Source organism: Arthrobacter oryzae (assembly GCF_030718995.1).
GTDB classification, from domain to species: Bacteria; Actinomycetota; Actinomycetes; order Actinomycetales; family Micrococcaceae; genus Arthrobacter; species Arthrobacter oryzae_C.
Window position 1 is genome coordinate 3,557,176 of sequence record NZ_CP132204.1, and the last position, 24,317, is coordinate 3,581,492.

The 24,317-nt window shown below is 62.9% G+C and carries 19 protein-coding genes and 1 tRNA gene; 15 read left to right on the forward strand and 5 right to left on the reverse strand.

Annotated features, from left to right (window positions below; all coding sequences use genetic code 11):
- Positions 1 to 165: 165 nt before the first annotated feature.
- From gltB to pyk, 3 genes are all read left to right on the forward strand, one after another.
- Complete coding sequence (gene gltB, locus Q8Z05_RS16260; protein WP_305940615.1) at positions 166 to 4,782, forward strand: glutamate synthase large subunit; 4,617 nt, start codon at positions 166 to 168, stop codon at positions 4,780 to 4,782.
- Positions 4,775 to 6,232 carry a glutamate synthase subunit beta gene (locus tag Q8Z05_RS16265; RefSeq protein ID WP_305940616.1) on the forward strand — a complete coding sequence of 486 codons (1,458 nt, stop codon included), beginning with the start codon at positions 4,775 to 4,777 and terminating at the stop codon, positions 6,230 to 6,232. Before gltB ends, Q8Z05_RS16265 begins: the two co-directional genes overlap by 8 nt.
- A gap of 88 nt (positions 6,233 to 6,320) precedes the next feature.
- Entirely contained in the window at positions 6,321 to 7,811 is a 1,491-nt protein-coding gene (gene pyk, locus Q8Z05_RS16270; RefSeq protein WP_305940617.1) for a pyruvate kinase, read from the forward strand.
- A gap of 177 nt (positions 7,812 to 7,988) precedes the next feature.
- Here pyk and Q8Z05_RS16275 read toward each other — a convergent pair whose 3' ends face one another.
- Positions 7,989 to 8,594, reverse strand: a complete 606-nt coding sequence (locus Q8Z05_RS16275) for an ANTAR domain-containing response regulator (RefSeq protein WP_011691554.1) — start codon at positions 8,592 to 8,594, stop codon at positions 7,989 to 7,991.
- 206 nt (positions 8,595 to 8,800) lie between these two features.
- On the opposite strand from Q8Z05_RS16275, the gene Q8Z05_RS16280 reads away from it, so the two are divergent.
- Positions 8,801 to 8,882 (forward strand) — tRNA-Leu (locus tag Q8Z05_RS16280).
- Positions 8,883 to 8,970: 88 nt separating this feature from the next.
- On the forward strand, positions 8,971 to 10,101 hold the full coding sequence (locus tag Q8Z05_RS16285; RefSeq protein WP_305940618.1) for a tyrosine-type recombinase/integrase: 1,131 nt from the start codon (positions 8,971 to 8,973) through the stop codon (positions 10,099 to 10,101).
- Between the two features lie 18 nt (positions 10,102 to 10,119).
- Here Q8Z05_RS16285 and Q8Z05_RS16290 read toward each other — a convergent pair whose 3' ends face one another.
- Positions 10,120 to 10,365 (reverse strand): hypothetical protein, encoded by a 246-nt coding sequence (locus Q8Z05_RS16290; protein ID WP_305940619.1) that lies wholly within the window; start codon positions 10,363 to 10,365, stop codon positions 10,120 to 10,122.
- 57 nt (positions 10,366 to 10,422) lie between these two features.
- Positions 10,423 to 10,698, reverse strand: coding sequence for a winged helix-turn-helix domain-containing protein (locus Q8Z05_RS16295; protein ID WP_305940620.1), 276 nt, complete (start codon positions 10,696 to 10,698; stop codon positions 10,423 to 10,425).
- 226 nt (positions 10,699 to 10,924) lie between these two features.
- Here Q8Z05_RS16295 and Q8Z05_RS16300 point away from each other — a divergent pair, with 226 nt between their 5' ends.
- Positions 10,925 to 11,428 carry a hypothetical protein gene (locus tag Q8Z05_RS16300; RefSeq protein ID WP_305940621.1) on the forward strand — a complete coding sequence of 168 codons (504 nt, stop codon included), beginning with the start codon at positions 10,925 to 10,927 and terminating at the stop codon, positions 11,426 to 11,428.
- On the opposite strand, the gene Q8Z05_RS16305 is transcribed toward Q8Z05_RS16300, so the two are convergent.
- Positions 11,382 to 11,705 (reverse strand): ArsR/SmtB family transcription factor, encoded by a 324-nt coding sequence (locus Q8Z05_RS16305; protein WP_305940622.1) that lies wholly within the window; start codon positions 11,703 to 11,705, stop codon positions 11,382 to 11,384. The genes Q8Z05_RS16300 and Q8Z05_RS16305 overlap by 47 nt on opposite strands.
- 311 nt (positions 11,706 to 12,016) lie before the next feature.
- Between Q8Z05_RS16305 and Q8Z05_RS16310 the strand changes: the two genes are divergently transcribed.
- The 4 genes from Q8Z05_RS16310 to Q8Z05_RS16325 all read left to right on the forward strand — a co-directional run bounded on the left by Q8Z05_RS16310 (position 12,017) and on the right by Q8Z05_RS16325 (position 19,041).
- Positions 12,017 to 12,799 (forward strand): RNA polymerase sigma factor, encoded by a 783-nt coding sequence (locus Q8Z05_RS16310; protein ID WP_305940623.1) that lies wholly within the window; start codon positions 12,017 to 12,019, stop codon positions 12,797 to 12,799.
- Between the two features lie 777 nt (positions 12,800 to 13,576).
- Entirely contained in the window at positions 13,577 to 14,698 is a 1,122-nt protein-coding gene (locus Q8Z05_RS16315) for a C40 family peptidase (RefSeq protein WP_305940624.1), read from the forward strand.
- Positions 14,699 to 14,970: 272 nt separating this feature from the next.
- Complete coding sequence (locus tag Q8Z05_RS16320; RefSeq protein ID WP_305940625.1) at positions 14,971 to 16,938, forward strand: ATP-binding protein; 1,968 nt, start codon at positions 14,971 to 14,973, stop codon at positions 16,936 to 16,938.
- A 282-nt stretch (positions 16,939 to 17,220) separates the two neighbouring features.
- Positions 17,221 to 19,041, forward strand: a complete 1,821-nt coding sequence (locus Q8Z05_RS16325) for an ATP-dependent nuclease (RefSeq protein ID WP_305940626.1) — start codon at positions 17,221 to 17,223, stop codon at positions 19,039 to 19,041.
- Positions 19,042 to 19,220: 179 nt separating this feature from the next.
- Here the strand turns inward: Q8Z05_RS16325 and Q8Z05_RS16330 are convergent, their stop codons facing one another.
- On the reverse strand, positions 19,221 to 19,505 hold the full coding sequence (locus Q8Z05_RS16330) for a hypothetical protein (protein ID WP_305940627.1): 285 nt from the start codon (positions 19,503 to 19,505) through the stop codon (positions 19,221 to 19,223).
- A 180-nt stretch (positions 19,506 to 19,685) separates the two neighbouring features.
- On the opposite strand from Q8Z05_RS16330, the gene Q8Z05_RS16335 reads away from it, so the two are divergent.
- Genes Q8Z05_RS16335 through Q8Z05_RS16355 form a run of 5 tightly spaced genes read left to right on the forward strand, consistent with a single transcriptional unit; the run spans position 19,686 to position 24,314 of the window.
- Positions 19,686 to 19,973 carry a hypothetical protein gene (locus Q8Z05_RS16335; RefSeq protein WP_043480665.1) on the forward strand — a complete coding sequence of 96 codons (288 nt, stop codon included), beginning with the start codon at positions 19,686 to 19,688 and terminating at the stop codon, positions 19,971 to 19,973.
- Positions 19,974 to 19,985: 12 nt separating this feature from the next.
- Positions 19,986 to 21,374, forward strand: coding sequence for a type IV secretion system protein (locus Q8Z05_RS16340; RefSeq protein WP_305940628.1), 1,389 nt, complete (start codon positions 19,986 to 19,988; stop codon positions 21,372 to 21,374).
- The gene (locus Q8Z05_RS16345; protein WP_305940629.1) at positions 21,367 to 21,747 is read left to right on the forward strand and encodes a hypothetical protein; all 381 of its coding nucleotides are present in this window, start codon (positions 21,367 to 21,369) and stop codon (positions 21,745 to 21,747) included. Before Q8Z05_RS16340 ends, Q8Z05_RS16345 begins: the two co-directional genes overlap by 8 nt.
- 9 nt (positions 21,748 to 21,756) lie before the next feature.
- Entirely contained in the window at positions 21,757 to 22,857 is a 1,101-nt protein-coding gene (locus Q8Z05_RS16350; RefSeq protein WP_305940630.1) for an SCO6880 family protein, read from the forward strand.
- Positions 22,854 to 24,314: an ATP-binding protein gene (locus tag Q8Z05_RS16355; RefSeq protein ID WP_305940631.1), complete on the forward strand. Its 1,461-nt coding sequence runs from the start codon at positions 22,854 to 22,856 to the stop codon at positions 24,312 to 24,314. The genes Q8Z05_RS16350 and Q8Z05_RS16355 overlap by 4 nt, the downstream gene beginning before the upstream one ends.
- The last annotated feature ends 3 nt before the right edge of the window (positions 24,315 to 24,317 follow it).

Here is a 24,317-nt window from a genome sequence, read left to right on the forward strand (position 1 = left end):
GCCGGGTCAAGCCCAGGTCAGGGCCTGCGTAACTGTTAGTTCAGCAGGCCGGGCTGACCTACAATTTCCAGTAAGTAACACTTTGTTGTGCCCATCACACAGGCACCGCGAGTGGGGCCAACGTTGTCCCTTCCATACGCTCGATCAGGAGGAAGGACGTCTCCCATGACCCAAACTCTTCACAGCCCCAGTTGGTCCGAACCGAACCAGCCTGCACCTGCCATGTCGCCGTTCAAGCGGTTCGCGGCGCTGCCGGAGGCCGGTGGGCTCTACAACCCGGAGCAGGAGAAGGACGCCTGCGGCCTCGCCATCATCGCCACGCTCCGCGGGGAGCCCGGCTATGACATTGTCGACGCCGCCCTGACCGCACTGCGCAACCTCGAGCACCGCGGTGCCGTAGGTGCCGATGAGGGAACGGGCGACGGCGCCGGGCTGCTGATGCAGATCCCGGACGAGTTCTTCCGCGCCGTCACCGAGTTTGAGCTTCCGGCACCCGGACAGTACGTCGCCGGTACGGCATTCCTGCCCGCCGAGCAGCGTGAAGCCGATGCCGCCAAGGCAGGCATCGAAAGCCTCGCCGCCGATGAGGGACTCACCGTCCTGGGCTGGCGCGAAGTTCCGATCGTGGCAGACCTCGTCGGTGCCATGGCCCGGGCGTGCATGCCGTACTTCTCCCAGCCGTTCTTTGCCTCCAGCACCGGGGAAGTGCTGGAGCGCAACGAACTCGACTCCCGTGCCTGGCGTATCCGCAAGCGTGCCCAGAACAAGTTCGGCGTGTACTTCCCGTCGCTGTCCTCGCGGACCATCGTCTACAAGGGCATGCTCACCACCGCCCAGCTGGAGCCGTTCTACCCGGACCTCTCGGACAAGCGCTTCAAGACCAAGCTCGCGATCGTGCACTCGCGCTTCTCCACCAACACGTTCCCGTCCTGGCCGCTGGCCCAGCCGTTCCGCACCATTGCCCACAACGGTGAAATCAACACCGTCAAGGGCAACCGGAACTGGATGCGTGCGCGCCAGTCGCAGCTGGCCAACCCGCTGCTGGGGGATTCCCCCGAGGAGCTGTACCCCATCTGCACCCCGGGTGCCTCCGACTCGGCATCGTTCGATGAAGTGGCCGAGCTGCTCTGGCTCTCCGGACGCCCCATCACGCACTCGATAATGATGATGATCCCGGAGGCCTGGGAAAACCACGCCACGATGGATCCTGCCCGCAAGGCGTTCTACGAATACCACTCCCTCCTGATGGAGCCGTGGGACGGTCCCGCCGCCGTTTCATTCACCGACGGCAGCCTGGTGGGCGCAACGCTTGACCGCAACGGCCTGCGCCCCGGACGCTACTGGATCACCGAAGACGGCCTGGTGGTGTTCGCCTCCGAGGTGGGCGTCATCGACGTCGAACCTTCCAAGGTGGTCAAGAAGGGCCGTGTCTCCCCGGGCAAGATGTTCCTGGTGGACACTGAGGCCGGCCGCATCATCGATGATGAAGAGGTCAAGGCCGAAGTCGCCGCCGCCAACCCGTGGGCGGAGTGGGTCAAGGACAACCTGATCGACCTCAACGAGCTGCCGGAACGCGAGCACGTGGTGCACACGGCCGCGTCTGTGAACATCCGCCAGCGGACCTTCGGCTACACCACCGAGGAACTGAAGATCCTGCTGGGCCCGATGGCCCGCACCGGTGCCGAGCCCCTCGGCGCCATGGGTTCGGATACTCCCGTGGCCGTGCTGTCCAAGCGCCCCCGGCTCCTGTTTGACTACTTCGTGCAGTCCTTCGCCCAGGTCACCAACCCGCCGCTGGACGCCATCCGCGAAGAGCTGGTCACGTCGCTGACGTGTGCCATCGGCCCGAACGGCAACCTGCTGGATACCAAGCAGGTCCGGCAGCCGCAGGTTTCGCTGCCGTTCCCGGTGATCAACAACGACCAGCTCGCCAAGATCGCGAACATCGAAAGCCCCGACGGCGACAGGGTCGCCATGAAGGTCCGCGGCCTGTACCGCCCCGAAGGCGGCGAAAACGCGCTGCGCGCCCGCCTGACGGAAATCTGCGAGCAGGTCTCCGGCGCCATCAACCGCGGCGTGCAGTACGTGGTGCTCTCGGACCGCGACTCGAACGCCCAGTGGGCGCCCATTCCGTCGCTGCTGCTTGTCAGCGCCGTGCACCACCACCTACTGCGCAGCGCCAACCGGACCAAGACCGCCCTGGTGGTCGAAGCCGGCGACGTCCGCGAGACGCACCACGTGGCAGTCCTGATCGGCTACGGCGCCTCCGCCGTCAACCCGTACCTGGCCATGGAATCCGTGGAACAGCTCATCAGCAGCGGAGATGTTGTCGGGGTGACGCCGCAGGACGGCGTCTACAACCTGATCAAGGGCCTCGGCAAGGGTGTCCTGAAGATCATGTCCAAGATGGGCATCTCCACGGTGGCCTCTTACACCGGTGCCCAGACGTTCGAAGCGCTTGGCCTCGGCCAGGAGCTGGTGGACGAATTCTTCGCCGGCACGCACTCCCAGCTCGGCGGCGTCGGGCTCGACGTCATTGCCGCTGAGGTTTCGGCCCGGCACCAGATGGCGTACCCGGAGGGCGGCATCGAGCAGCCGCACCGCCCGCTGCTCGGCGGCGGCGAGTACCAGTGGCGCCGCGACGGCGAACCGCACCTGTTCAACCCGGAGACGGTTTTCCGGCTGCAGCACGCCACGCGTGAACGCCGTTACGACATCTTCAAGTCCTACACCCGGGGCGTGGACGACCAGTCCGAGAACCTCATGACCCTCCGCGGCCTGCTGAAGTTCAAGACCGACGCCCGTCCCGCCGTGCCGCTTGAGGAAGTGGAGCCCGTCTCCAGCATCGTCAAGCGCTTCTCCACCGGTGCCATGAGCTACGGGTCCATCTCGAAGGAAGCCCACGAGACCCTCGCGATCGCCATGAACCGGCTGGGCGGCAAGTCCAACACCGGTGAAGGCGGCGAGGACGTGGACCGCCTGCTGGATCCGGAGCGCCGCTCGGCCGTCAAGCAGATTGCCTCCGGCCGCTTCGGCGTGACCAGCCTGTACCTGACCAACGCAGACGACATCCAGATCAAGATGGCGCAGGGCGCCAAGCCCGGCGAAGGCGGCCAGCTGATGGCGCAGAAGGTGTACCCCTGGGTTGCCCGGACGCGCCACTCGACCCCCGGCGTCGGACTCATTTCCCCGCCCCCGCACCACGACATCTACTCGATCGAAGACCTCGCCCAGTTGATCTACGACGCCAAGCGCGCCAATCCGTCGGCCCGGGTGCATGTCAAGCTCGTTTCCGAGGTGGGAATCGGCACAGTTGCCGCCGGTGTCACCAAGGCGAAGGCCGACGTCGTACTGGTTTCCGGCCACGACGGCGGTACCGGCGCCTCGCCGCTGAACTCGCTCAAGCACGCCGGTGTTCCGTGGGAGCTGGGGCTCGCAGAGACCCAGCAGACCCTGATGCTTAACGGCCTGCGCGACCGCGTGGTGGTGCAGGTGGACGGCCAGCTCAAGACCGGCCGCGACGTCGTAATCGCAGCGCTACTCGGCGGCGAGGAATTCGGCTTCGCCACGGCACCGCTGGTGGTGGAAGGCTGCATCATGATGCGCGTCTGCCACCTGGACACCTGCCCGGTGGGCGTTGCCACGCAGAACCCCGAACTGCGGGCCCGCTTCAGCGGCAAGCCGGAGTTCGTGGTCAACTTCTTCGAGTTCCTGGCTGAAGAGGTCCGAGAGATCCTGTCGGAGCTCGGCTTCCGCAGCATCGAAGAGGCAATCGGCCACGCCGAAATGCTGGACACCCGTGAAGCGATCAACCACTGGAAGGCCGAAGGGCTGGATCTGGACCCGATCCTGCACGGGCTCGAGTTCGATGACGACGCCCCGCTGCGCAACCTGACCGGCCAGAACCATGAGCTGGACAAGCACTTCGACCAGCGGCTCATCACCATGGCCGCCGAGGCGCTGACCGACCGCAGCCCGGTGAAGATCGCCGTGGACGTCATCAACACGGACCGTTCCGTTGGCACCATGCTGGGCCACACCGTGACCAAGACGTTCGGTACCGATGTGCTGGCGACGGACACGATCGACATCACGCTGACCGGTACCGCGGGCCAGTCGCTGGGCGCCTTCCTGCCCGCCGGCATCACGCTGCGGATGTTCGGCGACTCGAACGACTACGTGGGCAAGGGCCTCTCCGGCGGCCGCATCATCGTCCGCCCGGACCGTACCAACGTGTTCCAGGCCGAGAGCAACGTGATTGCCGGCAACGTGATCGGCTACGGTGCCACCAGCGGCGAGATGTTCCTGCGCGGCCAGGTGGGCGAACGCTTCCTGGTCCGGAACTCCGGCGCCACGGCGGTTGTCGAGGGGATCGGCGACCACGGCTGTGAGTACATGACCGGCGGCCAGACGCTGATCATCGGCCGCACCGGCCGTAACTTCGGTGCGGGCATGTCAGGCGGAACGGCCTACGTGCTGGATCTGCGGACCACCCGTGTCAACAAGCAGGCGCTGGAATCCGGCGAACTGCAGCTGCGCGAACTGGATGCCGAGGACCGAGACATTGTGCACGGCCTCCTGGTCAAGCACGTCGAGGAAACCGAATCGCTGCACGCGCAGCGGCTGCTCGAAAACTTCGACGACACCGCAGCCCGCATTACCAAAGTCCTGCCGCGCGACTACGCGGCCGTATTGCAGACCCGCCTTGACGCGATCGAAGAGGGCCTGGACCCCGATGGCGAAGAAGTATGGTCTCGAATCCTGGAGGTGACCGGTGGCTGATCCACGCGGATTTCTGAAAGTACGTCAGCGTGAAACCCAGCCGCGCCGTCCCGTTCCCGTCCGCATTATGGACTGGAAGGAAGTGTACGAGGCTCAGGAAAAGGGTGTCCTGAAGAGCCAGGCCGGCCGCTGCATGGATTGCGGCGTGCCGTTCTGCCACCAGGGCTGCCCGCTGGGGAACCTGATTCCCGAGTGGAACGACCTCGTGTGGCGGGACAAGGGCGAGGAAGCGATTGAGCGGCTGCATGCCACCAACAACTTCCCCGAATGGACCGGCCGGCTGTGCCCGGCTCCCTGCGAGGCGTCCTGCGTGCTGGGGATCAACCAGCCTGCGGTGACCATCAAGCAGGTTGAGGTCTCCATCATTGACGAGGCGTTCGACAACGGCTGGGTCAACCCGCTGCCGCCTACCCGCCTGACGGGCAAGACCGTGGCAGTGGTGGGCTCCGGCCCCGCCGGCCTGGCCGTGGCCCAGCAGCTGACCCGTGTGGGCCACACCGTTGCCGTGTACGAGCGCGACGACAAGATCGGCGGGCTCCTGCGTTACGGCATTCCCGACTTCAAGATGGAGAAGGAACAGGTTGACCGGCGCCTTGAGCAGATGAAGGCCGAAGGCACGCGCTTCCGGACCGGCGTTGCCGTGGGCACCGACGTGACCTGGGAGCAGCTCCGCCGCCGGTACGACGCCGTGGTGGTTGCCACCGGCGCCACCGTGCCGCGGAACCTGCCGATCCCGGGCCGCGAGCTCGAAGGCGTGCACTACGCCATGGACTACCTCGTGCCGGCCAACCGCGTGGTTGCGGGGGAGCAGGTGGAGAACCAGATCCACGCCAAGGGCAAGCACGTGGTGATCTTGGGCGGCGGCGACACGGGCGCTGACTGCCTCGGCACCGCACACCGCCACGGGGCCGCCTCGGTGACCACCCTGGCGATCGGCAAGCAGCCGTCCGTGGAGCGCACGCCGAACCAGCCGTGGCCCACGTTCCCCACGCTCTTCGAAGTGGCGAGTGCGCACGAAGAGGGCGGTGAGCGTACGTACCTCGCCTCCACGGTGGAATTCGTTGGCGAAAACGGCAAGCTCACGGGCGTGAAGGTTGCCGAGACCGAGTTCGTGGACGGCAAGCGTCTCCCGAAGGCAGGCACCGAGCGGATCATTCCCGCGGACCTGGTGTTCCTGTCCCTGGGCTTCACCGGCGCGGAGCCTGCCGGCATCACCGAGCAGGTCCACGCTGAATTCGACGGCCGCGGCAACGTGGCCCGCGACGGCTACTACATGACCAACACCGAGGGTGTGTTCGTTGCCGGTGACGCCGGCCGCGGGCAGTCGCTCATCGTGTGGGCCATCGCCGAGGGCCGCGCCTGCGCTGCAGCCGTTGACAAATTCCTGATGGGGACGACGATCCTGCCTGCCCCGGTTGCCCCAACCGACCGGGCCATCGCCGTTCTCTAGTCATACGCTCAGCAGTCACAAACGGGGGACCACGGAAGTTCACCTGCGGTATAACTCCAATCCAGAAACAGACCAATAGGGTAGGTATATGAGACGCGCAAAGATCGTGGCAACGTTCGGACCGGCTATTTCCAGCTTCGAGAACACCCTCGCAGTTGTTGAAGCCGGCGTGGATGTTGCCCGCATGAACATGAGCCACGGCGACTACTCCGTGCACGACGTGACGTACGAGAACGTCCGCAGGGCGTCGAAGCAGCTCGGCAAGCCCGTCGCCATCATGGCGGACCTCCAGGGTCCCAAGATCCGTCTTGGCCGCTTTGTTGACGGCCCGCACGAGCTGGCCGTCGGCGACATCTTCACCATCACCACAGAAGACGTTCCGGGCACCAAGGACATCTGCTCCACCACGCTGAAGAGCCTGACCGATGACGTCAACGTCGGCGATGCGCTGCTGATCGACGACGGCAAGGTGGCCCTGCGGGCCCTCGAGGTCGACGACGTGAAGGTGGTCGCCCAGGTGACTGTCGGCGGCATGGTCTCGAACAACAAGGGCATCAACCTGCCCGGTGTTGCCGTCAACGTTCCCGCGCTGAGCGAAAAGGACGAGGACGATCTGCGCTGGGCCATGCGCCGCGGCGTGGACATGGTTGCCCTGTCCTTCGTCCGTGATGCCACGGACATCAAGCGCGTCCACGAGATCATGGACGCAGAGGGACGCCGCGTGCCGGTGATCGCCAAGATCGAGAAGCCGCAGGCCGTTGAGCAGCTGCACGAGATCATCGACGCCTTCGACGCCATCATGGTGGCCCGTGGCGACCTCGGCGTGGAACTGCCCCTCGAAGAGGTGCCGATCGTCCAGAAGCGGGCCATCGAACTGGCCCGCCGCTGGGCCAAGCCGGTCATCGTCGCCACTCAGGTGCTCGAGTCCATGATCGACAACCCGCGCCCCACCCGTGCGGAGGCGTCGGACTGCGCCAACGCAGTGCTCGACGGCGCCGATGCAGTCATGCTGTCCGGCGAGACCAGCGTGGGCAAGTACCCGATCGAGACCGTCAAGGTCATGGCCCGGATCATCGAATCCACCGAGGTCCACGGCCTGGAGCGCGTACCCCCGCTGGGCACCAAGCCGAAGACCCGTGGCGGTGCCATCACCCGTGCCGCCGTCGAGATCGCCGACCAGCTGGACGCCAAGTACATCTGTGCGTTCACCCAGTCCGGTGACTCGGCACGCCGCCTGTCCCGCCTGCGCCCGGTCAAGCCTGTCTTCGCGTTTACGCCGGTGGAGCACGTCTGGAACCAGCTTGCACTCACCTGGGGCATCCAGCCGGTCCTGGTTCCCATGGTGGACCACACCGACGAAATGACCGCCCAGGTGGACCGCAGCCTGCTGGAACTGGATCTGGTGGAAGACGGCGACCTCGTGGTCATCGCTGCCGGTTCCCCTCCCGGAAAGGCCGGTTCGACCAACTCGCTGAAGGTGCACAAGGTGGGCGACCTCGCTGACACCACGTTCGTGGGCGACGCTGCCAGCAACAAGGAAAAGCTCGGACCCTGGCCGGAAAAGAAGAAGAAGGCCTAATACGTCCACTGCGTGCGGCGCGAGCCGCACGCAGTGCAAAAGGGAGGATCCCCGCCGGTTGGCGGGGATCCTCCCTTTTTTTCTGCGGACCGGTTTGTTTTGTGGACCGGCGGGTGGTGCCGGCTGGCAAGTGCCCGGCAGGCCGTCGTCGTACGTCGCCTGCCGGGGGTGCAGCTGTTAGTTGACTTGGTTGATGATGGTTTCGGCAACCTCGCGCATGCTGAGGCGGCGGTCCATGGAGGTCTTCTGGATCCAGCGGAAGGCCTCGGGCTCGGTGAGGCCCATCTTGGTGGTGAGCAGGCTCTTGGCGCGCTCCACGAGCTTGCGGGTGGCGAACTGCTCCTGGAGGTCGGAGACCTCGTTTTCGAGGGCCTTGATCTCTTCGTGGCGGGAGAGCGCGATTTCGAGGGCGGGGATCAGGTCCGCGGGCGTGAACGGCTTGACCACGTAGGCCATGGCGCCGGCGTCGCGGGCACGCTCAACGAGCTCCTTCTGGCTGAAGGCCGTGAGGAGCACCACGGGGGCAATGCGGGCCTTGACGATCTTTTCGGCTGCTGAGATGCCGTCCATGACCGGCATCTTGACATCCATCAGGACGAGGTCAGGCTTGAGTTCCTCGGCCAGCTGGACGGCCTTCTCGCCGTTGTCCGCTTCGCCGATGACGTCATAGCCTTCGCCCCGGAGGATTTCGATGATGTCCAGGCGGATAAGGGTCTCGTCCTCGGCGACAATCACGCGGCGGGCCGGCTGGGTGTTGGGGTTTGACTCCGTCTGTTCTGACACGGGAACTCCTTGAAAGGTACGGCGGGAACTAGTCCATCTTAGTTGTGCCCGCTGTTGTACTTGGAACTGCTTGGGTTCGTTGCGGCTTCACTGGCGCGATTCTGGAATTCAGCCTATCTGCATGTAGAGTAATTTCGCGCACTGGAAGCGATCGCGTTGCTCACAACTCAGCTGTGAGCCTAAGATTGTTACTCCGTGTACTCCGCGCCCGAGTGGCGGAATTGGCAGACGCGCCGCACTCAAAATGCGGTATCGAAAGGTGTGTGGGTTCGAGTCCCACCTCGGGCACAGTGTTTCCGCAGGTCAGCGGGGTTTTGGACCCCGGAGTGTGCACAAAAGCTCGTTTTTTGTGCACACGAAGCCTAGAATTTTGGGCATGGCCAGCGTTTGGGAACGAAAAAAATCGGATGGATCGACGTCCTTTACGGTCCGCTGGCGGAATCCCGAGACGCGAAAGCAAGAGGGGATTACCCTAGCTACGTCGGCCGAAGCCCAGACGCTGAAGCGCCTCCTCGACGCGAACAACCAGTCCTTCGAAATCGCCCAGCATGCGATGGTCAAGAACCAGACCAAATCACCCACTGTGGCGGCGGTGATCCAGGAACACATCGACCTTCTGGTGCGCCCGTCCGTCGGGACGGTCCACACGTACCAGACGATGTTGAAGCTGCACATCGCGGACGTCATCGGCCACATTCCCGTGGACAAGCTGGACTACCGGCACCTGACCTACTGGATCAAGACGATGCAGAAGAAGGGCAGGTCTCCGAAGACCATCAAGAACAACCATGGCCTGATCTTCGCGGCCATGGAGACGGCCGTCATGCTGCGCTATCGGAAGGACAATCCTTGCCGACATGTTCAGCTCCCGTCGGGCGAAAAGGCAGAGGATGAGGCTCGGTTCCTGACGCACGCCGAATTTGGGATGATCCTTGAATGCATGGGGGAGCGGTACAGGGCTTTCACCGAGTTCCTGGTCATGACCGGAACCCGCTTTGGCGAGGCAACTGCCGTGACCGTGGCTGACGTGGACCTGATGTCCAAGCCCGCAACAATGCGGATCAATAAGGCGTGGAAACGTGGCGCTGATTCCGAGTACTACATCGGTGCGACCAAGACGGGCGCCGGCAAGAGGACGGTCTCCCTGAATCCGCACTTGGTGGAGGTCCTCATTCCCCTGGTTGCCAGCCGTCCCGGCTCGGAGCTCTTGTTTACGACGCCAAAGGGTGAACGGATCATCCATAAGCTGTATTGGCATCACTACTGGGTTCCGGCAGTGAAAGCGGCGCAAGCGCGCGGGCTGACCAAGTCGCCCCGGATTCACGATCTGCGCCATACCCACGCGTCCTGGCTAATCCAGGACGGCGTTTCCCTATTCACGGTGTCTAGGCGCCTGGGGCATGCGTCCACGCGTACGACGGAGCAGGTGTACGGCCACTTGATGCCGCAGGCACTTCAAGATGCCGCGGATGCCGTTGAGCGGTCTGCCGTTGTCTGGCGTGGCTAGCTGCGGCACTCGCCAAAGCTAGGAGTATTTCTGGCGTGCCTGGGCCCGGGTCCCAATCATCCGGACGGAGGCTGGGGATGTACTCGTTGACCGAACTTCACGCAGCTGGGCAATCTCCTTCAAGTGGACAGACGTGAAGACGATCTTTCCCTTGCCCCAGACGGAATGCGGGAACTCGCCCTTGGCGGCCCCGTCACGAAGCCATGCCTCTGAGCACTTGAGGACCGAGGCGGCCTCGGCCGGTTCGAAGAATTCCAGTTTCATGCCTTCTTCGATCCTTTCGTGATTGTGCTGGCGGCAGGACTCGATGCTGAGTCTTGCCTAGCTCATTGGAGCAGGGCCATCCGGCGGCATGACCGTGAAGTGGAAGGTGGCTGCAAAGGCGTCGGTCTGGCGGTGCACTTGCTCGGGAGAGACCGCGAACTGGCTGGAGGCTCGCTGGACAAGACCGGCGTTGCCAAGGAGGTTGAGCTGCCGGCGGATGCTCGACGGCGATGCCTTTAGCCCGGCTCCGATTTCGCTGCACGTTGATGGACCGTTCTTGAGTAAGAAGCGGACAATTTGGCTTCGCGTTCGGTTCATCAGGATGTTCGACATGGAGACCGGAACCTAAGGAATGAAGGGAGCGTGTTGCTGTAGACGGGTCTACAGCAGCAGGTTACCGCTGCTGAGGTCATGATGGAAGGGCTTGTTTTTGCCCATGAATCTTCCAAGCTCGGGGACCCTGATTGCCGACGCGCATGACTCGCGGAATACTGGGCGGTAGGGCGGGGCAGTACCTGACTGGACTGCCGGTGTTGAAGTGGCTGATCAAGGGGCGGATATGCGGATTGACGAGACAGGGCACGGTGCGGGGCTGTCGCCTCAGGCCCAGCTCGCCCGTCGTTTGAATCTGCTGCTCGACGTTGTAGTTGCAGAGCGCGGGAAACCGGTGACGTTTAGGGAAGTGCAGGCGGACCTTGCACGGAGGGGCATCAAATTGTCTCGCGCGCGCTGGTTCTACATGAAAGAAGGGACTGGCCGCCTGGTCAGCGATCCGGTTTTGCTGGCTGGCCTCTGTGACATCTTCAAGGTAGACCCGTCCTATCTGACTGGCGATGATGCAGCCTTGCCCCAACGCATTGATTCCCAGCTTGAGTTCGTCAAGTCCCTGCGTGCGGCCCGTGTGAAGACCTTCGCCGCGCGAACCCTTGGGGACGTATCACCGGAGACCTTGCAGGCCATATCTGAATATCTCAACAAGGATATTGGGCGCCACCCGGGCGGGGAGCAGGCGGCGGCTAGCCCTCCAGAAGATATTCATGATGAGCCGCCAGCAATTCCTTGATCCTTGCCGGGCTGGCTGAATAGCGCGGCGATCGGCCGTGGCGACGGCCTGGTTCGACATCGACTACGATGGCGCCGGACTCCTCCAATGCCAGCAGGTGCTTGGCCACACTAGGTTCGCCGGCGCTGACTGATGCCGCAATGTCCCCACGGGAGGCCGGCCCGTGCGCCGAAAGGTAGCGAAGGATCTCATTCCGTGAACGGTTGCCAAAGGTCGCGACGGCGGCCTCGACGTCGGCTGACCAGGCGTCGTCGTGAGGCTGGGTAATCCTTGGCATGGAACCATTCTCATCTACAGTTCGAAGAAAAGTAAGACCCGTCGTCTTGACGATACTTTAATTATCCTTGAGAATAGTTTGCATAGCCTTATTGCATTCGTGGTCGGCCGTGGTTTATCGGCCATTCTTGAGGTGTCGGGCGTGCCGTCACCGGTCCTACTGGAAGCGTTTAGTCGAAGCGGTGAAGACCCGTGCGAGTCGAAGCCAGAGCAAATCAGGCCCAACATGACGAACCAAGTGCAGTTACCGTCGATGTTTCCTTGCGCAGGCCGCCAGCGCCGACAGTGCTGGCAGTCCCGGTGGATCAGATCATGGTCGCCGTTGACGGTGTGCGCCGATATGTCGTTTCGCATCTGTCCCGGATCGGCCGGGCCTGCGACGTGGACGACGTTATGCAGGACATCCGGGTAGCAGTGTGGGATGGAGTGACCCGCGGCCATTATCGGCAACTCCCAGGCGTTCCCTTCGGGGCCTGGGTCCAGGGAGTTTGCGCCAACGTGTGCGCCGCGCACATCCGCAGGGAACTGAGCCATCAGACGTTCCCGTTGCTCATGGAGCCCGGGGCTGCGGACGAACCGGCATCGCTCGATGCTCTGGCGATTCTGGGTATCGGCGGCGTGGATCGAAGTGCTGAGAAAATCATCGATCAGGAATGGGCGCGAACGATTATCGAACTGACACGAGCGAGCGTGCCGGGGGAAGTTTGGGACCTCGCCGTTGACAGTCTGACCGGGCCACGCCAGTACGGCCCGCCTTCGACACAGGACCGCCGCCGATGGCATGCGGCGACGGTAGTGCGCCAGACGGCGAGGACTGTTCAAAACGCACTGGAGGTTGAGCCGAAAGAGATCCGCAATATCGGGGACGTTTGCCAGCGTGCGGCAGAATGCCTACCCACGCCGGTCCTCGGTCAAACTGCGGCAACCATCGTTCGTCCCGATTTGCGGGGGCCGGACCGAGCCAGGGCTTTGGCGGCGTTGGCCGCTGAGCTTGGAGTCACGGAGCGCTATGTGGCCGTGCAGATTGGGTTCGCCCGGCGGCTGTATCAAACGTCGTGGCGGATTCTCCAGGGTGCAAGGCGACCTGCACGCTAAGTCATGTCCTCAACGGCTCATTCTGCAATGAACTGGCGAGGAGGCTGGAATGTCGTTGACCCGGAGAATTGCATTGCCTGGCTCGAGCAGCCAACGGCGATGGTTGTTCCTAGCGTTCGTGGTTTTGAGTGTGGCGACCGTATTGTTCGCTTTGACGCGGCCTACCCCGGGGCCCGCACCTGAGCCAGGTCCAGCGCTGTCGACGGCGCCGACTCCCCAGAGTTCGGTGGCCTCCTCCACTGGGCCGCAGTCAGAAGCGCTGACGACGGCTCCCCCCGCCGTCGAAGGACCCGACAGGTATGGCCCGCCGCGCACAACGGACTTCCGCAAGCTGGCATCGGCGGCGGCGACAGCTGTCTATACGTGGGACACACGTGGGGCTTCGTACTCCGAGGTGTACTCCGGCCTCCGCAACTGGTGGCAAGTGCTCCCTGACGGGTCCAATCCTCTGGCCGTGCTTGTCCAGGAGTTCGAAGCGACTGGGATCAATGCCGGAACCTATCAGTATCTGGCCGGGCAGCAGGCGTACCGTTCGGCAAGGGTGGAATCCATGATGTGTGACAGTGAGCTTGCCAAGGTGCGAGAGCGACCGGCGCCCTGGGCGGGTCTCCACGTGTGCACGGTTTCTCTTCATGTCTTAGATCAGTCAGTTTCTGCCCGCAACACGTATACGGCCCCAGTCACCGTCATGGTCAACTGTCCGCCAGCCGCCAGTGCTCCTTCGGATCATTGCATCATGGTCGGCTTCTACGCTGCGCCGAACAGGATCGTCTACTAATGCCCGCTCCGGCGATGCTGGCTGTCCTGGCGCGGCGCCGGATCATCCTCCGGGCTCTGGTGGCCGCGGCCACGACCGCGATCCTGGCGGGTGCTTTTGCGCTCTGTGCGGCCGTTGCAGTGCTCGGCGCCAATGCGACGAGCACCGGCTCGATCTGCTCTTCAGCAGGGTTGAGTGGTCAGCGAGGCGCCGACGTGGGTGGTGCCTTGGACATCGGCAATAGCAGCCAGGCGCCGGACAACCTGACGGCCCGGCAATTGAGCCTCGCAGGGGACTACATTTCAGTCGGCAAGCAGTTGGGCGTGCCGCGAGAGGGGCAGATCATCGCAATCATGATGGCTCTGCAGGAATCCAGTCTCAGAGTGCTGGCCAACGTGAACGTTCCCGGATCACTCAACTATCCGCACGACGGTGTTGGAAGCGATCACGACTCCCTTGGCACGGCTCAGCAACGTCCGGCTGCCGGCTGGGGGAGTGTCGAAGAGCTGATGGATCCCATCTACAACGTACGGGCCTTCTATGGGGGAGCGTCTGGTCCCAACCAGGGAAGCCCTCGTGGGCTTCTGGACATCCCTGGATGGCAATCCATGAGCAAAGGCCAGGCTGCCCAGGCTGTTCAGGTGTCGGCCTTTCCCGAGCTGTATGCGCGATGGGAGCCGGAAGCATCGGCCATCGTTGATGCCCTCGACGGCGGGACAGCACCTTCTCCTTGCGTCGATATGCCGACCGTCTCAGTGCGGACACCAGCGTCGCCAGATCTGAGCCAGACCCGCAAGGATATCCTGCGGTTTACCCAAGACGGTGTCGGGGGGTCCTATGTGTGGGGCGGGACGGCCGTCAAAGCCTGGGACTGCTCCGGCTTTGTCCAGTGGATCTACCGGCAAGCCGGAATCAACCTCCCGAGGGTCGAACAATGGAGGGTTGGTGTGCGGACGACCAATCCGCAGCCAGGGGACTTGGTTGTCCAGAACGCACAGGGGCCGGACAATTGGGGCCATGTTGGCATCTACACCGGTGGCGGGATGATGTACAGCGCGCTGAACCCTTCTGTGGGGACGTTGCTGCATCCGATCGCCTGGAATTCAGATACAGCCTATTTCGATCTACTAACCTACCGGTAAAAGTTGCGGCCGCCGGCGACGCCCACTGCCGTATGTTGTCCGGTTGCCCGGGGGCATGTCCTTAAATGAGAATCTGTACGGCAGTCGTTGACCTGCTGTCAGTTGGGCGCTGATGCCTGGAAAGCATCAGTGCGTTGCTGCATCAGATGTCCGTGCCTGCCGATAAGGTTGCAGTGTCGACTGTCGAGGGGTGAATCATGGCGCTAACTACGTCACTGGCGGGGCGAGTCCGAAACACGAGATTGCCGAAGAGTCATGCCCTCTTGCCTCTCTTGGAGGCCGTCGTCAACGGCATCCAAGCCCTTGATGCCCGCTTCGGCGACGAAGTCGAGAAGGCGCGGCTGACTGTCAAGGTCCACCGCAATCCGCAGGACGGGCTAGACCTCGGCCTCGCAAGCCCCGGCCGTGCGGCGCTGAACCCGATCGTCGGCTTCAGCATCGAGGACAATGGAGTCGGCTTCACCCCGGAAAACATGGCCTCATTCGAGACCTTGGACAGCGACTACAAGGCTGGGATCGGTTGCCGTGGCGTCGGACGTCTGCTCTGGCTCAAGGCATTCGACAGGGTCTCAATCCGCAGCGCCTACGACGACGGCGCTGGGAACCTCCGTGCACGCCAGTTCAGATTTTCCATAGAGCGGGAGGTCGAGCACGTCGAGGAACCGGACAGCTTCGAGGGCACCGGCACGGAAGTGCACCTGGTCGGATTCAAGGATGCGTTCCAAAGGAGCGCACCGAAGACTGTCGATGCCATCGCCCGTGAAGTATTTGAGCACTGCATCTGGTATTTCCTCCGGCCAGGCGGTGCGCCGGAGGTCACGATCGTTGATGATGACGAAGCGGTCTCGCTCAAGGAGCTGATGGACGACTTTGTGTACTCCGAAATGCCGACGACCACAATCGCAGTCAAAGGCGAAAAGTTCTACATGGTCAATCTGTGCATCAAGTCCTCCACCCGAAACCCTGCGCCTCGCCTGTACTGGTGCGCGGCGAGCCGAGTGGTCCTCGAGGAGAATCTGACGAGCAAGGTTCCAGGGCTTTTCGGGCGGCTCAAGGACGAGACGTCCGCCGAGTTCACGTACGTCTGCTACCTGTCCTCCGATTACCTCGACGCGCACGTTCGAGCGGATCGCACCGCCTTCGACATGAGCGAGCGCATCCCGGGCGGTTCTCTGATCGATGACATTTCGCTGGATGACATCCGCGCCGGGGTGCTGGGAGAGGTAGAGAGGATCCTCGCCGCTCCCCTCAGCGCCGCCCGTGAAGAGGGCACGGCTCGGGTCAACGACTTCGTGAGCAATCGCGCTCCGCGGTATCGGCCAGTGCTGACTCGACTCGAGTCACTGGGCGTGACAGTCGACCCTTCCATGAAGGACCAGGACCTCGAGCTTCTTCTCCACCGAAACCTTCAGAAACTCGAAGCCAACGCCATCGCCGAGGGCCAGGTTGTGTTCGCTGAAGTTGGTTCCGTACCTCTGGAGAACTACGAAGAACGCCTCACCCAATACCTCGACACGGTCACTGAGATTAACCAGTCAGACTTGGCGGCGTACGTGTTTCGACGGCGTACGATTCTCGACATCCTCGCCCGACTGATCAGGTCCGACGAGCAGGGTAAATACCGGAGAGAGGACGTCATCCACTCGCTGCTCATCCCTATGCGGACCACCTCGAACGACATTGGAACCGACGCCTCAAACCTCTGGATTATCGATGAGCGGCTTGCGTTCCACGACTATCTGGCTTCCGACAAGACCCTCAAGAGCATGCCCATCACCGGTTCCGATTCGATGAAGGAACCGGATGTGATCGCGACGCGGCTCGTTGACACTCCGGTACTCGCGGCAGAGGGGGAGAAGCTTCCGCTGCCGTCGATTGTCGTGATCGAAATCAAGCGGCCGATGCGCAACGACGCTTCGGAGGACAAAGACCCAATCCAGCAATGTCTGGACTACGTCAAGCGTGTGCGCGCTGGTGGGGTGCTGACTGCTTCTGGACGTCCGATTCCTGAGACACCGCAGCCTCCTGCGTTCTGCTACATTGTCGCAGACCTTACTCCGACGATGATCGACAGGTGCAAGTATGCGGGCCTGCGCCCGACCCATGACGGCCTCGGCTATTTCGGCTTCAACGAACCGTACAAGGCTTACATCGAGGTCATGAACTTTGACCGGCTCGTCAACGCGGCTACAGAGCGCAATAGAGCGTTCTTCGACAAGCTGGGCCTGCCCTCTAGCTAGTGCCGATTGGGGGTAAGGGGCCAGGCCCGGGACAGGTTAGTTTCTGAATGTACTGTTGCCCGTCATGAGACAGAACGTTTAGTTGCCCGCGGGTCTATGTCCATAAGTAGACAGGTGGTGAGAGGTCATAGCTGGCGGAATCTGCCCAGCTGAGAGGGGTGTGGATGGCTTGGAGAGTGGCTATCCGTTTCCGTCCCCGGTGTTGCGGGCCAACAGCTGAATTGGCGCGAGCTTGTTAGTGGCTCCCGTTCCTAGGGCAGCTACGCCTATAGACTGACCCGCGTGCATATTGATCGCGTTGACGTAGAGCGGCTGCTTGGGTTCGAGAAGCTGAGCATCGAGCTGGATCCGCAGCTCCAGCTTATTGCCGGGCCGAACAATGCAGGGAAGTCGTCGCTGCTCCGGGTGCTGGAGACCTTCTTTGCCAACCCGACCGGGTCGGATCTGCTGCGGTTGATGCCGTTGCACGAGTACTACGTGCAGGGAGGCCCCAGGATGATGTCCAGCGTTGTGGTGCACTTCGGGGGACTTGCCGATGCCGAGCAGGAGCTGTTCGCCGACGCGGTCCTCAAAAACGGCACTTTCTGGATCAAGATCTCATGCTCACGGGGCGGGCGTATCACGTATGAGGCGAGTCGCAAGTCAGCACGCGCGAGTGAGCTCTACAAAGCGGTACTGCAATCGTTTAGCTTCGTGAAGATCCCGTCCGTCCGCGTGAGCGAATCCGGGCAGGGTGAGAACGACCAGTCGCTGGTCAGGCTGTACGAGACGCTTGAGGGCGTACTCGTGAGATCGGGTGGCTCGCGCAAGACTCAGCTGCAGAAGGAGTTCGAGGACGCGATCAAGCCAGTTGAGGACCTTGTGCACAAGGTCCTCAGCGAGTCCGTCGTCGCCGTTGCGACCGAGCTTCCGTTTAGGGAACGTGAGCTTGGTATAAATTTGCCTGACTCAAGGCATGCTCTTCGAGGGATGCTCCAGGAGGCTGTGATCACCAGCAGGGACGAGGTTGAGGTCTCGATCGCCGAACGCGGTACCGGCTTCCAGTCCGCGATGGTGCTCGGGATCCTTCGGTACGTGGCCTCTCAGAGCCAGCAGGTGGGTGGAAACGTGGTGTTCGCGATAGAGGAGCCTGAAGCCTTCCTCCATCCGCAGACGCAGCGGGCGATGGCAAAGATCCTGCGGGAGATCTCAGCGGGTGCGCAGCTGCTTGTGACTACCCACAGCCCCGTCTTGGTGGATTCATTCTCGGTTCGCCGCATCGTACGGCTTCCGCTCAGTTCCGGTGGCACCAACTACACCGCGCGTCGTCAGGAGCTGACAGAGGCTGAAGAGGGCCGGCTGACCAGATACTGCGACGCAACAAATAGTGAGCTCGTCTTCGCGAACTCGGTTGTTCTTGTCGAAGGCCATGGTGACAAGCTCCTGATCGACCATCTCCTCGCTCGCATCACCGGCGGGGCGGGCGGCCACTACGCCATGGGTATCGCTGTTATTGAAGCGTCGGGCATCGACACGATCAAGCATCTCGTGGCTCTGGCGCAGTACTTCGGCGTTCGCGCCTACGTGATCACTGACAAAGACGGCGTGCACAAGCCAGGCGGCCAAGGCAAGCGCGTGTTACTCGAGATCCTCAAAGCCAGAGATCCTGCCCCGTCCCAGAGCGAGCTTCAGGCTTTGCACGGCTTGGCGGATGCAACGGTGTCGAGCTTGAAGGCCGCGCTTGAGCAGCAGGCGAGTCTCAATCGCGGTCTTGCAAGGTGGGATGCGTTCGTTCTGGCATCCGATCTTGAAGGCCTGCTGCTCGACACGATGGGTCAGAAGAAGCTCGCTGAGATGCTCGGACCGGCGGGCGAGAACGAGGTTGACCAGGCGGCGTCGGATAGATACGCGTCAGGCGCCACAGGCAAAGGGGAGCTGGCGGCCTGGCTTGGCTCGAAGGGATGGAACTCCACAGGCAAGAAGTCGGGGAAGGTCAAGCCTCACTTGCCGTCGGCTCTCCTGAGAGAGCACCTTGCCACACGCACGACCGTCCCTCAGGCGGTAAAGCCGCTCGATGACTGGCTTCGCACGATTATGAAGGATCACGAGCGGTCACCGCTCTGAAGATTGTCGTTGGCGCGGCTGTACCCACTATCGAGGACGCCTTGCTACGTACCACTGGGACAAACTTGCTGGATAGACCAAGAATGACACCGTCGACCCAACTGGGGGAACATGTCGTCGGGCAAGATTGATACCGCACGCAACCATCTCTGAGGGTTGAAGTCGATCGCTGCGGACTACTACAGTCCGCTCTCGCCTTTCCACTCTTCCGGTGTCACGCGCTTGATGCTCGATGAGTGCGCCCAGCCCAGGTGGTACTTACCTGAAGAGTCCAACCATTCAATCAGGCCGTAAGTGTGCGTCCACCCCACAGCCTTGCCGTAGATCCCGCTCACGTAGACCAGAGGCCGGCCATACTTCGGGAAGTCTCGGATTGGAGCTGGGTCATCAATCGGTCGGCTCTCTTCGGCCTGCATCCGGGCAAACATGCGCTCGGAGTCGTCGGGAGAACCACGCTTGATCACCGAACAAGTATAGAACATATGTTCGAATTGATCCCTCGCTCCGAGTTTGTCGCCGCTTCAAAGCGGCATCTCGTTTTTCTGCCAGACCACGCAACGGTCATGTCGCCTCGCCCCGCCACCTCCATGAAGTCGTGAGCCCAAACCCCTCATTTCCTTGGAAGACGACAGATGGAGCGCGCGATGTTTCTGGCAGCGGTGGACCCTGGCATCACCCCGAACACGAACTTTCCCTTTCTCGAATCACTCAAGCAGATCGGCGGAGGCATCCTGGTCGGGGCCTTCATCGTGATCGCGATTGTGGCGATCGTGGGAGCCGCAATGCTCCTCGCCGGCAAGCTCAGCCAGTCATCGCGGCTCGCGTCGGGCGGTGGCATGATCCTGCTTTGGACAGGACCGGTGGCGGCAATTCTGGGCGGGATCAATGGCTACATCCTTTGGTCCCAGTCGGCGTTCAATCTCGGATTCTAGGTCCAGCCAGTCATGCCGGTTCAGTGCGATCTGGGCGGATGGTGGCCGCCCGGTTGCGGTCTTGTCTCGCAAGCGAACGACGGCGTTCAAGGTTCCATCACATCGTTTTTCGCTAACATTCTCCAGGGCACTGCGTCCTGGATCTGGTCGTTCATCACGGGCGCATTCAGTGTCTCCGACGTCGACGATTCTCAATGGACGGCTGTTGAAGGGCTGACGAGTTGGTGGGTTGTCATCATGATGACGCCGCTCGTCGCCGCCATGATCCTCCAGTTGCTTTCCGGTTTGATCAGCCAGCAGCCACGCCGCTTGGTGCGGGCAATGGTTGGCGGCGCCGCAGCCATTCCCTTGGTGGCCGGTGCCGTTTACCTTGTCCGCCAGCTAACCAAAGTGGGCGATTCCGCAGCCACGGCACTGCTCGACTCCATGGGGACGGATCCCTACCTGGTGTTCATGCGGCTCTTTGGCTTCGAACGGGCCCCGGCGGACTCCGGGCGGGAATGGAGCGTCGTGTCGTTGGCCCCCGGAACCGCCGGCGGCGCGGCCGGGGCGGTCGTCGTCACCGTGATGGCTGTCATTGTCGTCTGGATCCTGGCGTTCATCCTAATGTGTTCGATGATCTTCCGGTCCTTCGCGCTCATCGTCCTCGCCGCCGTCGCTCCGGTCGCTCTCATGCTGATGCCATGGGATAAGACGAAAACCTGGGCCCGTCGGTGGTGCGAGATTGTCGTTGCCTTGCTGCTCGCCAAACCTCTTGCAGCAACTGTGCTGGCGGTGGCCATCAAGCTTTTTGCCGACTCGAAGTCATTCGCCGGGCTGGCCGCTGGTGTTGTGGGCATGGCACTGGCCTGCGGTGCGCCTCTGATGGCATTGCGGCTCGTGAGTTTCGCCGGAGGCGAGCTGGCCGCGGCCGCTCAAACTGCCGGTGGTGGACACGTCCTCACTCGAACCTCCAGCTTCACCGCCCGGCAGATAAGCCGGCAGACCGGTGGCCGGTTCACTCTGGCAGGGATGGCTGGCCGTTCGTCGATGACCCGCCCGATCCAGTCGAGTCGTCACCAATTTCCCACCCGCACGCTGCCGACCGGTGCCCCTCTTCCGGGAAGGCCAACGGGTGCAACGCCGTCATCCACGCCAGCTGGCAACGCTGGTGCGTTGATGCTCGACGCCGGCACCTCGGCCGCCAGCCCAGCCTCGCCACCGGGAAGCAGCGCACAGCCGCACCCGGTCCCGGGCGCATCGGCATCGGGAAGCAGACGTGGGGGCCAGACCCCCAGCGAGTCACCACGGCCGTCGTCGAAGCTAACGAACTACGCGCCACCGATCGCCCCGACGGCCCAGCCTCCAATCCACCGGCCAGGAGTAATCCAGCCCCCAACCGACGGTGATTTCCATGTCTGAAACTTCACACACCCTCGAGGCAGTCAAATTCCCCCGCTACGAGCGCCGCGGCTTGTTCATGGGCCTGAAGTGGTATCAATTGCTGTTGCTCGCGGCCGGAGTCGTCGTGGCAAGTCTCGCATCGGCATCTCAAGGACCGATCGGCTTGTTCGCTTCGGGACCGTTGTGGCTGGTGCTGATGCTCCTCGGCCTGCTGCAGTATTCACGGATTCCGTACCCGGTATGGGCCGGCCATGCCGTCCTGTTCTTCTACCGATCGATGGCCGGACAAACAAGGTTCCTAACCAGACCTGAACGAGCAGTCCTGGCCGGACGGCTGGCGCTTCCGGGAGGGCTGGGGAACCTGGAATTGCGACGGACCACGCGAGGGTAGTGTTTCATCGTGGACGCCCGCGGCAGGGAGGCGATAGCAGTACTTCGTTGCAGCACCCGGTCATTCGCGCTGTTAGACAGCGACGACAAAGCCTGGGCCGTGCAGGCCTGGTCCCGCGTCCAGGCGGGCATGGCCCAGCGAACAGGTCTCGCGAGAATCGCCGTGCAGGACTTTACGGTTCCGTATCCGTCCACCGCCCTGCGGGACTTCTACGCAGAGGCGGCCCCGCGGCCGGCGGGCGACTCCAGCGAACTCACTTGGGGTCAGCGCGCGTACGAGGATCTGATTTCGGCGGCGGGATCCACGATGAGCCACGATCTCCTGATCGCACTCGTGGTTGACACGTCCAAGGCCCGACGCCGGATCAGAGAGTCAGGCGGGGGACTGGTCGGTGTCGAACGGGTGCTTCGTCTGGAGGTCGAGGCCATGACCACAGCGCTGGGGACGCACGGCGTCAAGGTGGAGGAGTGGCTGCCGGAAGGCGGAATCCTCGACGTCGTTCGGGGCGCATTCGATCCCGCCGCCGTCGCAAGCGGGGCAAGGAATCCGGCCAAGAAGGAATCACAACCCCGAGACTCCGTGCCGCCGAACATGCCTGCGGGCCCCATGGCCGTGGAAGAGCACTGGACATACGTACGAACGGATTCCGGTTTTCATCAAACGTTCTGGATCGCTGAGTGGCCGCGGCAGAAGGTACTTCCGGGTTTCCTTCATCCGCTGATTTATGTGGGCGACTTCCGGCATACGGTGACGGAGGTGATTCGGGCCGTGCCCACAACTGAGGCGCTGCGGGACATCCGCTCCGCCCAGGAGGCCCATGAAACCAGGCGCCGCATCAACACTCGCTTCGACAGGCCGCTGACCCGAGAGCAACGGGCGGAGGAAGAAGAGGTCGCCCAGCGCGAGGAGGAGATCGTGGCAGGACACGGAGACGTAAGGCCCGCTGCCTACCTGACCGTTACTGCGGGGACCCTGGAGGACCTGGCCCGCCACCGGCAGGAACTGGAGTCGGCTGCCGCGGGAGCCTTCGTCGAATTGCGCCTGCTGGCCGGGCAGCAATGGGCTGCATTCGTCGCCGGTGCGCTCCCGTTCGGGCGGGGTCTGCGATGACACGGACAAAACAGTCGGTGGAATACGTGCCGTCCGGTGTGAACCGTAAGGAGCGGAAGGAACGACGACGGCGGGCGGCTGCCGCTGACAGCCAACCGTGGGCGGCCGCTCTGAACCGGGCGGGCGAGATGGTCGGCGCCCGGCTGGAGACCGCCGAAAACGGCGGCGATTGGGGGAACCGGGAACCCGAGTCGCTGCGTGGCCCGCACCGCCTGCGTCCTGCACCACACCGCGCGTCGACCCTGACCTTCGCGGCGGCATATCCATTCATCACAGAATCCGGGCTCGGCCACGAAGGCACCTATATCGGCACGGACGTCTTCGGGTCGGGAGCGTTTTCCTACGATCCGTGGATTCTCTATGACAAGGGAGTCATCAGCGGACCCTCGATCGTGGTCATCGGCACTGTGGGGACCGGGAAATCCATGTGCGGCAAATCCCTGGTGGCCAGGTCCATAACGCTGGGGCGGAAGGCCGCCGTCGCCTCCGATCCCAAAGGCGAATGGGTTGCCGTTGCGAATGCGGTTGGCGGCAAGGTCATTTCCGTGGGCCCCGGCCGCGCCGCCCGCGTCAATCCACTCGATGCGGGGCCGCGGTCCAGCGTTTTGAGTGAGGCACAGTGGCAGGCCGTGGTGCGCCAGCGCCGTCGCTACCTGTTGGTGGCACTGGTTTCCCTCATGCGGCAGGGCATGCCCCTCCGTCCCGTGGAGCACACAGCCCTGGACATGGCTCTCATGGAGACGGTGGCCGAGAACTCGAATCCGACGCTGCCGATGGTCCTTGACCATCTCTTGAACCCGTCGAAGGAAACGATCGGGCTGGTGGGCAAGGACGGGGGACTGGCGGTCAGCCACTCCCTGAGGCGGACAGTCTCCGGTGACCTGGAAGGCATGTTTGACGCCCCGTCCACGGTCGCGTTCGACGCCGATGCGCCCATCATGGTGATGGACACGTCTGCGCTCATCGGCGCCTCGGAGCAGGCATTGTCCCTGGCCGCCGCGTGCGGTGCCACGTGGCTGGAGGCCGCCGTCACCAATCCCGACGGCGGCAAACGGCTGGTGGTCTACGACGAAGGCTGGCGCATGCTGGCCGATCCGTACATGCTCGCCAAAATGAGCGAGCAATGGCGGTTAGCCCGCACCTACGGCATTGCGAATCTGCTCATCATGCACAAAGTCGCAGACCTCAACGAAATTGGAGACAGCTCCAGCGGGCACCGGCAGAAGGCCCTCGGCTTGCTGACCGAGGCGGACACCAGGATCATCTACCGGCAAAAGCACGACGCCATGCGCCTGACCAAAGAAGCCCTGGGCCTGTCGGAGGCAGAATGCGAGCACGTAGAGAACCTCCCCAAGGGTGTTGGCCTCTGGAAAGTCGGGAACCGTTCCTTCATTGTGGCGAACCGGGTCACCACAGATGAACTGGCAGTCTTCGGCACCGACGACCGGATGATCTGAATG